The following is a 14,674-nucleotide window of genomic DNA, read 5'->3' as shown; positions in this document are numbered from 1 at the left end:
CACTTCCCTCCCCAGTTAAAACAAAAAATTTTTCACCTTATCAAAGGTTTCTCCCAGTTTCTGAGCCTTTCCGTCCAGTCCCAGCTTTTTCAGGAAAAAGTTTCCCATGTCCCAGGCCAGATCCACATTTCTCACAAAGTCCGTGCTGTTGATTGCCGGCTGATATGCCGCCGTATAGATCGTCAGGCTGTCCCGTAGTCCCAGATACTTCAGTATCCCGGGCGTGGAAACAACATACCTGAGTTCTGCCTGTACCGACTTGGACAAAAAGGAACTGTTGACCTTTACATAGGCTTCTGTGCGCCCCATGGAAAACAATGCACTGTTTTTCTGAAGCGCCTGCTGGTAATCTGCTGCCCGCCTGGCAAGCTTACTGTCCACTCCCCATCGGTAGATCTTCGAAGCACTGCCTTTATATGCAGCATAGTAAGATTTCGTCTGTGATTCCGACGGACCGTTTTCCCAGTCAAAATCCACCTTGCTGTTTTTCAGAGGATTTTCATCTGTAAAACTGTCATAGCCAGGGTAAGACGCTTCTCTCGCCAGCTCTGTAGCTGCTCTTTCTACCTGAAAGAAAAAGTAGCTCTCCTGCAACTTGAATAATCCGAAATAGAGCACCACCATGACAATGCCAATGGTGATGGGAAAATAGATGGCGGCTTCTACCATGATGGCGCCTGTTTCGGAGTTATTGTTTTCCCTGTTCATATTTTAGTTATTATCTACAAAATTTGTCAGTTTACCAAATACGTTTTCTACAACATTGCCTATATTAGTATTAAATGTAGCCGCCACGCCAACAACAATAAGAATAATCAGAACAATCGCAACAATCTCAGCAATTCCCTCCTCTTCATTCTTAAACTCTTCCACAAAATTGCGGATTTTGTTTCCTGCGCTGATCCAAAGTAAATTAAGTTTTCTAGTCATACTCTTGTCCTCCATTTTCGTTTGCATTGTGCAATATTTTTATAATAATCGGCTTATGCCGTTTATTATCATACCTGTTGCATTACCGGAACCATAACCATAATCAGAATTCCGATAAGAATCAGCATCATCGGCAAAAGCAATTGTGTATTTGCTTTCTCACCTTTCTGCTTCACTTGACTTTTTTTGACCTCCCACATTTCATCAGAAAGATCTTTCATGAAATAAGCAAGTTCCTCGTTACCTTTATTCAGATTCTGTATGATCAGAGAAGTAAACTTACGTATCTCCTTCACATTACATCGTTCTGCAAAATTTCTGTATGCGTCAATTTCTGCAACACCATTTTCCATTTCGAGATTAGTATTCTGCATTTCCTGGTAAAGTACCCTCTCTCCTGTTATGGAGACTCTTTTCCATGCATCCCTGAGCACCATTCCTGAATTAACCAACAAAGTTAATTTTGATAAGACCTGTGGAAGATCCAGTAAGATTTCCTGTCTTCTTGCCGTCAGCTTATCAAAAAGTGCAAGATCCAGGTATAAAATCAAAAGCCCTCCCACAATTAATCCCATAAATAACAGACCTTTGTTGTTTGACATTGCAGAAAGAAGCATTACAACTATAACAATCGTATATGTATACGTTGTTTTTGCCCCAAGAAGCATATAATAGTAATACTCCGCATATTTTTTCCCTTTGATCTCGGCAATTTCACGTATTTTAGCCTGTGCAGCTCTTGTCTTTGTACTGATATGCAGAATTCTCATAACCGAAAATCCCACACACAAAAGCTCACTCATCTGAAATTCTTTTGCAAAAGAACTGTCTGTATATTTCTGATATTTTTTCCCACCGGTTATGGCCAGATATATCCAGATCAGTGTAAATGGTGTTGCCAGTGCAAGTAAAATCAACTGAAAATAATCCACTGCTTTTCTCTCCCTATATCTTGATATCTACAATTTTTCTTCCCATATAGTAAGCAACTCCGAAAAGAATAAGTACTCCAATCTTTACTATTACATTTAATGGTGTATTCTGCACAATGGACATATTTCCCATTCCATTCAACATTAACATAAGCAATACCGGCAGGATAATCATAATATTCAAATCGTTCTTATTCGCCGTAAGTAAAGTCCGAATCTCCATTTCCATCTCGATCTTATCATTAATGATCTCTCTGGTCTCACCAACCACTCGTCTCATATCACCACCATAGCGGTTGGTCACCTCAAAGATCGTGGCAAAACTTTCGATATCGTCCAGATGGCTTCGTGCCGCAAAATTACTCAGCATCTCTTCAACGCTCTGTCCGTTGTAAATACCATCTACGATCAGTTTCAGTTCTTTTACAATATCTGCTTTTTCTCCATAGATTCCGATCAGATCTCCGCAGGCATCCAAAAAAGCTCCCTGGGTATTTTTACCTGCGGAATAGGATGCGGAAAGAGATTCCATCATATCACGGAACTGGTACAGAAGATTTTTCATTCTTTTGTCTTTCAGATAATCCCGGTATTTCCGGATTCCCGGAACAACAAGGAGCAGCCCTACGATCAGGGAAAAAATCACATTTCTGAAAAATACCATACTGAAGAAAAATCCCACGATTCCGCCCAATAGCGCACCTGTTGCGGTTTCCACCGGATTCAGACGATAAATATAATAATCCTCCGCTGTTCCGAAAACAGGTTTTACAGGTATATATTTGGGAGCTTTAACCTTCTTCTGTTTTATTTTCTGAGGTTTTACTTTCTTTTGTTTTACAGTTTTTGTTTTTGGTTTTTTTTCTTTTTTCATAATCTTCCTTTTGGCCTGATGATCTACAGGCCTGAATGCATTCCGGAAAGCCGCAGTTTATAATCATTATACAGAGGATTTCCTGTGCGTACCAGTCGTCCCTGCACTTTTTCCAGCGTACTTCCCTGGGTTTCCTTGAATACAAATAATGGATTCAGCTGGATTTCTCCGTTTTTACAGCCCAGAACTTCTGTGATCTCCATGGTTCGTCTGGATTTATCACGCAGTCTGGAAAGATGGATGATGATATCCAGTGCGGAGGAAATCTGCTGGCGGATAGCCGGAAGTGGCAGGCCTGCATTTCCCTGCAGCACCATGGTTTCCAGACGACTCAGCATATCTCTGGTCGAGTTGGCATGGCCCGTGGAAAGGCTTCCGTCATGGCCTGTGTTCATTGCCTGCAGCATATCCAGTGCTTCCGCGCCTCGAACCTCTCCAACAATGATCCTCTCCGGTCGCATTCGCAGTGCGGATTTGATAAGATCACGGATGGTTACCTCACCTTTTCCGGAAGTGTTGGCATTTCTTGTTTCCAGACTTACGATATTATCAATATTTGCGATCTGAAGCTCCGCAGAGTCCTCGATCGTTATGATACGTTCATCCCGTGGAATGAAATTCGACATGGCGTTGAGAAACGTTGTTTTTCCAGAGCCTGTACCCCCACTGATAAAGATATTATACTTGGCTCTTACCAGTTTTCCCAGAAAATCCGCTGCTTCCGGTGTAATGGAACCATATTTCAAAAGCTGGTCTACCGTCATCGGAGTTCTGGAAAACTTTCGGATGGTCACAATGGGGCCCGACAGGGAAAGCGGCGGCAGGACCACGTTTACACGGGAGCCGTCTGCCAGTCGTGTATCTACGATCGGATTGGCTTCATTGACCTCTTTTCCAACAGACCCTACCATCTTTTGAATGATATTTCTCAGCTCATTTTCGCTGGCAAATTTTTTGTTCAGAGCTTCCAGTCTTCCTGCACGCTCCACAAAAATGTGGAATGGTCCGTTGATCATGATCTCTGTAATACTGTCATCTGCAAGGATCTCATCCAGGATTCCCATTCCACGGATGGAACTGAATACCAGACGTACGATCCTGGAGCGCTCCTGAGGGCTTATCCTGTAATTCACCAGCTTATGGTCTACAATATCCGCAATTCTTCTTCGCAGCTGTTCATCGTTTGCCTTACTCAAAGTCGCCGCATCTGCTATAAGAAAACGCCGGATCTCATTGACAAGACGTCCTGTCATCTCTTCTGAAAGCATAATATCACCTCATTTTCACCGGATCAGTATGTGTATCCATGTTCCTGTTCTACCTCAAGGATCAACTTGGCGTTTGCTTTTTCATATTCATTAAAGATCGTATCCTGCATGGCATCGAACTGGTCTGGATCGTATTGCGGTACATACCATGATTTCGCATTGAAATAATCCTGGAACATCTGGTCTTGGAATCTTCTTCCATGTCTCGCGTAAATCTCATTTCTTGCATACGCCAGCTGGTCTTTGGAAAGGCCTTCCAGCTGATCCCTGGTCAGATATGCGGAATTGCTCTCCGGAAAAATATAATCTCCTGAGCCTGCAGTTGTTGCCGTTGAAGAAGATCCGGATGTTGTACCTGCTGTAGAGTTCTGAGAACTCTGTGTACTGCTGTTTGTGCTTTCTTCCGGCATGGTATATTCCTGTACCGGCGCATTTCGAAGTGCCTCCAGATCTTTATCTGCCTGGTTCTGGGAAGCAGACTGCTGTGTCTGCTGGGACTGCTGACTTTGTGTATTCGCAGACTGTGTGTTTTTCTGTGTACTTTTTTTTGATGGCTGCACCGTTGACTGTTTTTTCTGTGCAGATGAGCTCTGGGGTTTCTGCTCATTTGTGATCTGCAGCTCCTGTGCATCTGTTGCAGCTGACGGTGTAGGTGTCGCAATTTTTACACTTTTCTGTGTACTGCTGTTTTTTGTTGTGGACTGATTGGATGCTGTTGTATTCTGTTTCTCTTCTGTATCAGCTTTTGCTGTTTTGGTGCTGTTCTGTGAGGTTTCAGCCTTTGGTGCCTGTGTGATATTCACTACAATATCCGAGGCGCTTCCTCCGGAATTTTTTCCGAGGAGAAGAGCAAGTACGACAACTGTTATCACGAGGATTCCAACTGTACATCCAATACTGATCAGCCATTTTTTCTGATCGCCCTTGTTTCCTCTGTTATCTGGCACTTCCGGCAGTCCGTCATCCCAGATCAGATTGTCATCCTGCTGGTTCTGACCGGTGCGCCTGTTGTAAGTCCCATTATAAGTTCCGTTTCCTCTGTTATTATGTGAGCGGTTATAGGTTCCGTTTCCTCCGTTATTATACGGCTGATCATAAGTTCCGTATGTCCCATTTCCGCCATCATTATAGGTACCCGTTCCACTGTAAGTACCGTTTCTGCGATTACCTCTTCCATTATATGTATCTTCACTGCCATAGTCATTCTGACCGCCGCCCGTTTCCAGCGGTGCTCCGCAGTTGTCGCAGAATCTGGCTGTTTTATCTTTTATTTCTGCACCGCATCTTCCGCAATACATACATTCCCGCTCCTTCCTCTGGATTGATATTAGATCTTAATTGTCCAATTTGTTTGAATTTATCTGGTATTGCGATAAATCTTTTCTTTTCCAAAAATTTTATTACATTTACACAATTCTTTCAATATGTGACACCTAGTGTGCCCCCTTTTTTTACAGATCAGATATCTTTATAATATGATGGTGAAATTACATCGTACTCTCTGCAGGAACATCCATTTTCATAACTGTCGCAGCAGTCACAGTTGGAACAGTACATATGAGCATCATTAATATAAAACAGGCCGCCATACTGCATGGAAGTTCTCTGGTTCTTGGATTTCTTCTTGCTGTTATCGTAGTACGCCCCGTTGGGGATCATCATGTTTTCCGGGGAAAAACCGCTGAAATCGAAGAAATGAGATTCTGTTCCATGATGAGGTACCTTGATGCACCAGTAATGTTCGTGAAGCTGGATCTTTCCGTCATAATTCTCTGCGATCATCTTCATATACTGTGGCTGTACATCTCCGGTGAACAGAAGGTTCAGTTCGCCGTCAATGGTGTTCTGGAATGCCAGGCTGATCTTGTGGCGGAACTGTCGCAGGGAATGGCCCTGTTTTTCCGCACTCTCCAGAAGTGCCTGAAATTCTTCTGTTGCCTGTAATTCACGAAATTTCTTTTCCAGTTTTTCCGGGTTGAGACGACGTACTCTCTCTTTTTCGGTTTCTTCCGGATCTTCTGCTGTATCTTCTATTGCTGCGCCTGCATCTTCATTTGCAAGCACCAGTTTTTCCTGTGTATATTCTTCGTTTTCCCCGCTGTACTCTCTCGGGTCTTTCAAAGAGCTCTCTGGCCCATCTGTATCTTCTGGCACAGACAGCGGCTCCGATTTCTCCTCTGCTTCCAGTGTCTCCTCTGTCATGGACAGAAACAGCTCTCTTACTTCCTCCGCAATGTTCACAAGCTCTGTCATTGCATTTTCGTGATTCTCGATCAGAGAATTAAATACCTCCTCTGTCTCCCGGCTGACTTCACTGACATCCGGCCAGAGTGCTGTATATTTTCCTTCAAATTCTGAACCTCTGGATAAAAGATCGATCTTTACCTTTCTGGCACAAAGGGCTTCTGCCAGGGCAAAAAGGCTGACACGTCTTCCCGGAAGGCTGGCTTTTTTTGTCACATCCGCAAGGAGCAGAAGTGCCAGTGTGTATTTCATTTCCGGACCGGAAAACACATCCGGAAGATAGATTTTTTCAAATTCGTAGGCATCTCTTCGATAACGCATCATATAAAGAAGTCCGGAAACATGATCTGGATGAAAATGTGTCAGAAGCAGATTTTTTTTGCGGATGGTGGTAAGATCTGAAATGATCACGTCAAAGACTTCTCTTCGCGGCCGTCCCTCGATCTTGCTGTTGGCTGCCCCGAAATCCACAAGCAGGCTGCTTTTTCTGTCACGAATGCAGAAACAGTCCCCGAATCCTACATTGTACATTCGTATTCTCATTTATTTTTCCTCTGGTTTCTTATTCAGCTGTCTTTTTTTCTTCTGTTCCTGTCATTATTTCTCAGAACCAGATCTGCATATCATACCAGGTTGCTCCACCATGGCAGGAATCTGCAACTCCCAGTTTCTTCATTCCATGACTCTCATAAAATGGGATCATATGTTCCTTGCAGGTAAGGATCAGAGCTTTTTTTCCACGTTCTTTCGCAAGATCCTTGAAGTATTCCACAAGTTCTCCTGCAATCCCCTGATGACGGTATTCCGGGATCACATTCAGCCCGAATACGGTCTGGATCTCTCCGTCTTTTTTGTGAAGGGTGATATCATGATAAAACTCATCCGGAAGTACCGGTTTATCTGTAGTTCCTCCGTTGATAAATCCTACAATCTGATCGTCCTTTACTGCTACTACAAAATTCTCCGGGAATGCTCCCATACGGTTCACAACGTCCTCATGACTTGCTGCCTCCGCAGGCGGGAAACAGATTGCCTCGATTTCTGCCAGACGGTCTGCCTCCTTTGGATCTGCAAGTCTGATCTGTAAATTTTCTGCCATTTTTTGTGGTCTCCTCTATATTATTTATTCCGTTTTCATCCGGTTTTGATTCTTTTTTAATTATATCGGGTGAGGGAAACTGCGTCAACGTGTAACATACAAAAAAGCCCTCAGTATTCGCACTACTGAGGGCTTCATTCTTTCGTCTTTGTATGCGGCATCACAGCACTGACTCGATCAGCCGCTTCGTATACTCCGTCTTCGGATTTTCAATGATCTCTTCCGGTGTTCCTTCTTCTTCCACATGTCCGTCATGCATCACGATCACCCGGTCGCAGAACATCTGGACAAGGGCCAGGTCATGGCAGATAAAAAGAAAGGACAGCTGGTTTTCTTTTTTAAGCTTCATGAGAAGCTCCATGATCTGTTTCTGTACCGTCACATCCAGGGCACTGGTTGCCTCATCACAGATCAGAACTTTGGGTTCTACAGCCAGGGCTCTGGCAATGGCCGCTCTCTGGCACTCCCCTCCGCTGACCTGATGAGGATAACGGTCTGCATATTCCGGAGTCAGGCCGCAGGTAAGAAGAAGTTTTTCCACACGGTTCCTGGTTTCCTTCTTACTTATCCCCATATTCCGGAGACTTTCCCCGATTCCGTCCCCAATGGTGCACCTGGGATCAAAGGATCCTGCCGGTGTCTGAAATACCATCTGAAGTTCCCGGTAAGTTTCCCGGAGAGCTTTTCCCTTCGCATGTGTGATATCTTTTCCCAGGAAAAAAATCTTTCCATCTGTAATATCCGTCAGATGCGTGATCATTTTTGCCACTGTACTTTTTCCGGAACCGGATTCGCCCACGATACCAAGAACTTCTCCCGCGTTCAGAAAAAAGCTCACATCTTCCACAGCCGTGAAGGATTTTTTCCCGGATAAAAATGTCTTTTTCAGATTCTGCACTTCCAGGATTTTTTCTGCCATCATCTGCCTCCATTTCCGGTGCCTGCACGTTTCAGGCGAAGTACCGAACGCATAAGTTCTTTTGTATAAGGATCTGTCGGAGCTGTCAGGACCTGAGCTGTTTTTCCATATTCTCTCACTTCTCCGTTTTTCAGTACCAGAACCTGATCTGCCATTTTTTCTACTACGCCGATGTTGTGTGTGACAACGACCATGGCTGTTTCATACTCCCGGCGCATCAGCAGCATTTCCTCAACCACCTGTTTCTGTACTGTTACATCCAACGCGCTGGTAGGCTCATCTGCCAGAAGAAGTGATGGATTCTGCAGCATGGAAATGCAGATTCCCACCCGCTGGTTCATACCACCGGACAGTTCAAAAGGATAGCTCTTTAAAACACGCCCTCCATCTTTGAGCCCGATCTTCGCCATCATTTCCAACGCACGTCTGTCGCATTCATGGCGGCTGATCTTTTCGTGTTCACGGAGACTTTCATAAATCTGGTCACCTACGGTACGGATGGGGCAAAGAGCTGCTCCTGAATCCTGAAAGATCATGGCGATCTCCGGTCCCAGAAGTGTGCGGAGTTCTTTTTCCTGCATATCCACTACATTTTTTCCTTTGTACCAGATATCTCCTTCTGTCACCATGCCTTCGTTTCCCAGAAGTCCCATGACTGCCTTGATGATGGTGCTTTTTCCGCTTCCGGACTCTCCTACCACTCCCAGGATCTCTCCCCTGTTCAGTTCCAGATTTATATCCTGTACAACGTTTTCTCCATTATAGCAGATCGTTACATGTTCAAATTTCAACAATGGTTCCATCTTAACTCCTCGTTTTTTCCCGACAGATACCGCAGACATTTATATTACATTCTGCTGTACATTTATCTTCGTTTGGGCTCACATTCTTCTGTCCCTGTCATTATTTCACTTCCAGATCCGCCGTGATCTCATAATAATCGCAGGGATGCGCAGCCAGCCCTGACACATTTGCCTTCGATACAAGCCCCATATTCAGATGGGAAACAAAGAAATACGCATCATCATCCAGGATCGTCTGCTGTGCTTCAATGGCAAGTTTACTTCTCTCATCAGTATCAAAAGTCTCATGCATCTTCGTTACGATATCATCCAGCGCAGCATTGCTGTATTTACCATAATTCTTGGCAGCGTCAGATACAACCGTACTTGTGAAAAAATACTCCGGATCACCGGTAGGTGCCGTTGTAAGAGAACTTACATATACGTCAAAATCACCGTTCTTCGCATAAGTTGCATGATCTGCTGTATTGTTTACATTTACCTCAATTCCAATGTCCTTTAAAGTGGACTGTGCATATTCGGCAAGCTTCGGCTGCTCCAGACGTGTAGGATAGGTCAGCCATGTAATAGAAAGTTTTTTTCCATCCTTATCTACATATCCGTCACCATCTGTATCCTTCCATCCGGATTCTTCCAGAAGTTTTTTTGCCTCTTCCGGATCATAAGACGGTGCCTTCACTGCATCATTTCCATAAGAAAAACTGCCCGGGAAAGCACCCACTGCCGGAACGCCCCGTTCCTGCATGATCACGCTGCAAAATCCCTCTTTATCGATTCCCATCTCAATGGCTTTTCTCACATTCTGATCCTGCATCAGCTCTGATTCCATGTTAAACTGTCCGAAGAAACAGCGGCTTGTTGCCACGGAGCTGATCTGATAATCCGGATTTCCGTCAAACAGGGCATAATTATCGTACTGAAGCCCGTAAGTTCCCTGTATATCTCCTGTCTGCAATGCTGCTGTCAGAGCACTTCCGTCTGAGAAAGATTTTACGATCACGTTATCTACCTTTACATCTCCGCCCCAGTAATCATCATTTTTTACCAGTTTGATCTCCGTCGGAGATACTTCCGTTGCAACATAGGGGCCTGTTCCTGCCACATTTGCAGAACCACCTTCTCCCTGTACGCCATAATCCATGTCAATAATGGCACCATACGGATCCCCCAGATAATTGATCAGTGCCGGACATGGTTCGGAAGTATGGATCGTTACCGTCATTCCATCCGCTTCGATCTTATCGATCTTCATATCGTAAGGTGCACGGTCATGGTTTGCGATCAGATCATCCAGGCATTCTTTTACCGCTTCTCCATCCATGGTTCTTCCGCTGGAAAATTTCACACCATCACGAAGGGTGATCTTTACTGTATTATCGTCTGTAAATTCATAGTCTGTAGCAAGCCACGGCTCTACCTCCATGTTGTCATTGTACTTAAACAGTGTTTCTCCTACGCCATAACGAAGACAGCTCCATCCGGAATAATTGTCGTGAGGGTTTAATCCTGCATCTCCCATTTCTTCACTATATCCGGTAGTTCCGTAAACAAAGGTAGTTCCTTCACTCTTTTCTTTGCTTTTTGCTGCTGCCGAAACTCCTGTCATGCTCATGACCATTGCCGCTGCAAGCACTGCTGCCAGAATCTTTTTCTTCATAATCTCCGCTCTCACTTTCTCTGTTATGCTTATTTATAAGTGCCTGTTATCCTCTTCTCCTGTTTCGTTCCTTCGGATCCATATAATCACGGATCGTATCTCCCAGAAGATTAAAGATCATTACTGTAACAAAAATCGCCAGTCCCGGCGCAAGTACCATCCACGGTGAAATCTGCAGCATACTTCTTCCATCGTTGATCATACTTCCCCATTCTGCCATTGGAGGCTTTACCCCAAGCCCGAGAAAGGAAAGTCCTGCCAGCTCCATCATCATGGTTCCAATATCAAGAACTGACGTAACAAGTATGGGGCCTGCAATATTTGGAAGGATATGTTTGAGCAGAAGCTTTCCTGTACTGCTCCCGGAAAGCTTTGCCGCCATAAGATATGCAGAGTCCTTCTGAGTCAGAGTAAGCCCTCTGGCAAGTCTTGCAAACTTCGGCCAGCTGATCACTGCCAGGGCAATGATCGCATTCTGGATACCGCCTCCCAGAACACCTGCTACTGCCAGGGCAAATACCAGTCCCGGAAAAGCCAGGAACAGATCGGAGATACGCATCAGAACAGTATCGGCTTTGCCGCCCTTCCAGCCACAGAAAATACCAATAGCCGTTCCCACCACAGTGATCACTGCAACTAGGAGCAGCGTTGCATAAATACTGGTCGTACTTCCTATGATCACACGGGAAAGCATATCTCTTCCATAACGGTCTGTCCCGAGCAGATGCTCCGGTCCCGGCGGTTTCTGGGCAAGTGCCAGATCCTGGGCATAAGGATCATAAGGGCAGAGATATTTTGCAAATGCCGCTACAAACAGAAGCAATGCTGTAAGCACAAGAAAAAAGACAAGCTTTGCTTTTGTATGATTTTTCCGGATCTTCTGCTTCCGGACTGTGATATTATTTTTTCCACTCATGCTCTGTCACCTCCAAGTCGTACTCTCGGATCCAGATAGTGGTAAATAATATCTGTCACCAGATTTACCAGAACATAAATAACCGCCATCCAGGCCACATAAGCCTGGATGATCGGATAGTCACGCATGGTGATCGCATCTACCGCCAGTTTTCCGACACCATCCCACATAAAGATATTTTCCACAATGGCAGTTCCTCCCAGAAGATTGCCGATGGACAGAGCCAGCAGTGTGATGATCGTCAGCATGGAAGCCTTCATTACACTCTTCCAGATGATCACACGACTGCGGATCCCTCTTGCCCGGGCTCCGGTCACATAATCCTTATTCAGTTCTTCCAGAACCGTGGCACGCACCTGTCTGGTATATTTTGCGGCCATGGAGATTGCCAGTGTCAGTGTTGGCAAAATAATACTCTGTCCGAGATCTGTATTTGTGACTACCGGTAAAACGCCCAGCCTGATGGACAGAAAATACATCAGGACCATGGCAGCAAAAAAATTCGGCATGGAATTGCCGATAAAGCTTAAAAATCTTATCAGATAATCTACCCATTTGTTGTGCTTTACTGCTGACAGGATTCCCAGCGGGATCGCAAGAACAATCGTAAGAAGGATCGATGACAGAGTCAGCATCATCGTTGCCGGAAGCTTTGAAATAAAGGTTTCATAGACATCTCTGTGAGACACATAGCTCTCTCCCATATCTCCGGTTACCATTCCCGCAAACCAGGCAGCATATTGTACAAGGAATGGTTTATCAAGGCCATATTCTGCCTTTGCATTATCAATGACCTCCTGAGATACTGCAGAGCCTGCATTTTCATACATATAAGTTACTGCATCTCCGCCGGCAAGCCGCATCATGGCAAAAGAAAGAAATGTGATCCCGATCAGGACCGGGATCAGCTGCAGCAACCGTTTTATTATATATTTTCCCATATTTTCCTCTCCGCACTTTGTTTCTCAGTATTTCGAATAACAAAAGTTTAACAACACGGCTGTTCTGCCACAACCCCGGCGGGGGGATTTTACATATTCCATTTTGTCATGCATATGCATTCCATCATGTTCTTATATTCTCACACAGTGACATGCGGATAATTCTTTCCAGCCCTCTCCAAGAGACTGTGGCTCTTCATACTCGATCAGCCTCCGTTTTCTCTCTTCCAGCGGATCCGGGATATGGATCGCAGAAAGCAGGGACTGTGTATAAGGATGCTGCGGATTTTCAAAAAGCTCTTTTGTAGGTGCCATTTCTACCAGTTTTCCGTTTTTCATCACACCGGTTGTATCACTTAAAAAACGTACCATGGACAGATCATGGGCAATAAAAAGAAACGAGAATCTTTTTTCCTGCTGAAGCTTTTTAAAAAGCATGACGATCTGTGCCTGGATAGAAATATCCAACGATGCGATCGGTTCATCTGCAATGATAAGACGCGGTTCCATGAGAAGGCTTCTTCCTATGGCAACTCTCTGTCTCTGTCCGCCGGAAAGCTCTCCCGGCTTTTTCGACAGAATGCTTTCATCCAATCCTGTCTCCTTCAGGATTTCCCGAAGCCTGTTCTCCAGCATTTCTCTGTCACGGATCCTGCGGCTGATCTTTACAGGCTCCAGCATGATCTGCCGTATGCTCATTCGGGGATTCAGTGCAGCGCCCGAATCCTGAAAGATCATCTGGATCTCAGTCTGCATTTTCTTCCGCATTCCGAAAGGATCCTTTTTATCCGGCACTCTTTCTCCCTGATAAAAGATCTCCCCGCCTGTGGGCCGGTAGATTCCTGCAAGCGTTCTGGCTGTCGTGGATTTCCCGCAGCCGGTCTCACCCACCAGTGCCATGATCTCACCTTCCCGGATACTGAAGGAAACATCATCCACTGCATGGATCGTATAATCGGAACGGATACGGAAATGCTGCTTCAGATTTCTGGCTTCGATCAGTACAGGCGCCTGTTTCTGTTCTGTTTTCTGTAAAAATGACGTTTCCTTTTTATCCGGTTTCTGTTTACGGCCGCTGTTTTCCTGTAATCTGTCCTTCAAAATGGAAGGCTTTTCTATTTTCGGAGCTCTTTCATCCAGAAGCCATGTGGCTGCATAATGCGTATCACTGACTTTAAACATCGGAGGAGTCTGTTCATAATCGATTGCCAGCGCCTGAGGATTCCGAACGGCAAACGCATCTCCCGGCGGAGGATTCAAAAGAGAGGGCGGCATTCCGGGGATCGGATTCAGCTCCCCTTTTTCACCTGCAAATACAGGCAGAGAAGACAGAAGTCCCCAGGTATAAGGATGCCGGGGATCATAATAAACCTCTTCTGCTGTCCCGATCTCAATGATCTTTCCTGCATACATAACTGCAACTCTGTCTGCGATCCTTGCAACAGCTCCCAGATCATGAGATATAAACACAATACTGATCCCTGTTTTTTCTCTCAGCTCAAGAAGCAGATCCAGAATCTTTGCTTCCACGGTTGCATCCAGTGCTGTAGTCGCCTCATCGGCAAATAATATTTCCGGATCACAGGCCAGTGCAATAGCCAGCACACAACGCTGACGCATTCCTCCGGAAAAAAAATGAGGCTGCAGTCCATAGCGCTGTTCTGCATCCGGAATCCCTACCAGCTTCAGCATTTCTACAGCTCTTTTTTTCGCCTCATCCCCGGATACTTTCTGATTTTTGATAATAGCCTCTGTGATCTGTTTGCCAACCGGGATCGTCGGATTCAGCGTCAGCATAGGATCCTGGAACACCATGCTTACCTTACTTCCGCACAGCTTTTCCATTTTTTTTCTTTTATAGGCTGTGATATTCTCTCCGCAGAGACTGATCTCTCCGCTTTTTACATGTGCATTCGGTGGCAGAAGCTTCATCACGCTACGGCACATAACGGTTTTTCCACATCCGGACTCACCTACGATACAAAGTATCTCTCCTTTTTTTACTGTGAGATCAACATTCCGGACGGCCTGTACCTCGCCGTCCGGTGTGTCAAAGCTTACCGAATAGTTTTTTAATTCCAAAACGGTTTC

Annotated in this window: 14 protein-coding genes; all 14 read right to left on the bottom strand. The window is 45.0% G+C overall.

Annotated features, from left to right (window positions below):
- Positions 1-15: 15 nt before the first annotated feature.
- Complete coding sequence (locus AC04Q6_RS10920; RefSeq protein ID WP_021977189.1) at positions 16-708, bottom strand: TadE/TadG family type IV pilus assembly protein; 693 nt, start codon at positions 706-708, stop codon at positions 16-18.
- Positions 709-711: 3 nt separating this feature from the next.
- Positions 712-930: a Flp1 family type IVb pilin gene (locus tag AC04Q6_RS10915; protein WP_174087744.1), complete on the bottom strand. Its 219-nt coding sequence runs from the start codon at positions 928-930 to the stop codon at positions 712-714.
- A 68-nt stretch (positions 931-998) separates the two neighbouring features.
- A complete protein-coding gene (locus tag AC04Q6_RS10910; RefSeq protein WP_118071321.1) occupies positions 999-1,862 on the bottom strand; it encodes a type II secretion system F family protein in 864 nt (287 codons plus the stop codon).
- A 13-nt stretch (positions 1,863-1,875) separates the two neighbouring features.
- A complete protein-coding gene (locus AC04Q6_RS10905) occupies positions 1,876-2,736 on the bottom strand; it encodes a type II secretion system F family protein (protein WP_118071322.1) in 861 nt (286 codons plus the stop codon).
- Positions 2,737-2,759: 23 nt separating this feature from the next.
- Entirely contained in the window at positions 2,760-3,989 is a 1,230-nt protein-coding gene (locus AC04Q6_RS10900) for a TadA family conjugal transfer-associated ATPase (RefSeq protein ID WP_118062397.1), read from the bottom strand.
- Positions 3,990-4,027: 38 nt separating this feature from the next.
- Positions 4,028-5,302: a YARHG domain-containing protein gene (locus tag AC04Q6_RS10895; RefSeq protein WP_118071323.1), complete on the bottom strand. Its 1,275-nt coding sequence runs from the start codon at positions 5,300-5,302 to the stop codon at positions 4,028-4,030.
- A gap of 160 nt (positions 5,303-5,462) precedes the next feature.
- Entirely contained in the window at positions 5,463-6,791 is a 1,329-nt protein-coding gene (locus AC04Q6_RS10890) for an MBL fold metallo-hydrolase (RefSeq protein ID WP_021977183.1), read from the bottom strand.
- A gap of 61 nt (positions 6,792-6,852) precedes the next feature.
- Entirely contained in the window at positions 6,853-7,347 is a 495-nt protein-coding gene (locus AC04Q6_RS10885; protein WP_021977182.1) for a GNAT family N-acetyltransferase, read from the bottom strand.
- Positions 7,348-7,507: 160 nt separating this feature from the next.
- Positions 7,508-8,266, bottom strand: a complete 759-nt coding sequence (locus AC04Q6_RS10880; RefSeq protein ID WP_118071324.1) for an ABC transporter ATP-binding protein — start codon at positions 8,264-8,266, stop codon at positions 7,508-7,510.
- Entirely contained in the window at positions 8,266-9,069 is an 804-nt protein-coding gene (locus AC04Q6_RS10875; RefSeq protein ID WP_118062394.1) for an ABC transporter ATP-binding protein, read from the bottom strand. Before AC04Q6_RS10875 ends, AC04Q6_RS10880 begins: the two co-directional genes overlap by 1 nt.
- A 100-nt stretch (positions 9,070-9,169) precedes the next feature.
- The gene (locus tag AC04Q6_RS10870) at positions 9,170-10,726 is read right to left on the bottom strand and encodes an ABC transporter substrate-binding protein (RefSeq protein ID WP_118071325.1); all 1,557 of its coding nucleotides are present in this window, start codon (positions 10,724-10,726) and stop codon (positions 9,170-9,172) included.
- 46 nt (positions 10,727-10,772) lie between these two features.
- On the bottom strand, positions 10,773-11,642 hold the full coding sequence (gene nikC, locus AC04Q6_RS10865; protein WP_118071326.1) for a nickel transporter permease: 870 nt from the start codon (positions 11,640-11,642) through the stop codon (positions 10,773-10,775).
- Positions 11,639-12,583: a nickel ABC transporter permease gene (gene nikB, locus AC04Q6_RS10860; RefSeq protein WP_021977177.1), complete on the bottom strand. Its 945-nt coding sequence runs from the start codon at positions 12,581-12,583 to the stop codon at positions 11,639-11,641. Before nikB ends, nikC begins: the two co-directional genes overlap by 4 nt.
- A 132-nt stretch (positions 12,584-12,715) precedes the next feature.
- Complete coding sequence (locus AC04Q6_RS10855; RefSeq protein ID WP_278278409.1) at positions 12,716-14,665, bottom strand: dipeptide ABC transporter ATP-binding protein; 1,950 nt, start codon at positions 14,663-14,665, stop codon at positions 12,716-12,718.
- Between the last annotated feature and the right edge of the window lie 9 nt (positions 14,666-14,674).

Source organism: Blautia sp. HA9023, from assembly GCF_056504095.1.
The sequence above is the reverse complement of the archived record's forward strand: the minus strand, read 5'-3'. Positions and strand labels throughout refer to the sequence as shown.

Coding starts and splice junctions, on each gene's coding strand:
- AC04Q6_RS10920 (WP_021977189.1), bottom strand. CDS start 708: ATGAACAGGGAAAACAATAACTCCGAAACAGGCGCCATCATGGTAGAA.
- AC04Q6_RS10915 (WP_174087744.1), bottom strand. CDS start 930: ATGACTAGAAAACTTAATTTACTTTGGATCAGCGCAGGAAACAAAATC.
- AC04Q6_RS10905 (WP_118071322.1), bottom strand. CDS start 2,736: ATGAAAAAAGAAAAAAAACCAAAAACAAAAACTGTAAAACAAAAGAAA.
- AC04Q6_RS10900 (WP_118062397.1), bottom strand. CDS start 3,989: ATGACAGGACGTCTTGTCAATGAGATCCGGCGTTTTCTTATAGCAGAT.
- AC04Q6_RS10895 (WP_118071323.1), bottom strand. CDS start 5,302: ATGTATTGCGGAAGATGCGGTGCAGAAATAAAAGATAAAACAGCCAGA.
- AC04Q6_RS10890 (WP_021977183.1), bottom strand. CDS start 6,791: ATGAGAATACGAATGTACAATGTAGGATTCGGGGACTGTTTCTGCATT.
- AC04Q6_RS10885 (WP_021977182.1), bottom strand. CDS start 7,347: ATGGCAGAAAATTTACAGATCAGACTTGCAGATCCAAAGGAGGCAGAC.
- AC04Q6_RS10880 (WP_118071324.1), bottom strand. CDS start 8,266: ATGGCAGAAAAAATCCTGGAAGTGCAGAATCTGAAAAAGACATTTTTA.
- AC04Q6_RS10875 (WP_118062394.1), bottom strand. CDS start 9,069: ATGGAACCATTGTTGAAATTTGAACATGTAACGATCTGCTATAATGGA.
- AC04Q6_RS10870 (WP_118071325.1), bottom strand. CDS start 10,726: ATGAAGAAAAAGATTCTGGCAGCAGTGCTTGCAGCGGCAATGGTCATG.
- nikC (WP_118071326.1), bottom strand. CDS start 11,642: ATGAGTGGAAAAAATAATATCACAGTCCGGAAGCAGAAGATCCGGAAA.
- nikB (WP_021977177.1), bottom strand. CDS start 12,583: ATGGGAAAATATATAATAAAACGGTTGCTGCAGCTGATCCCGGTCCTG.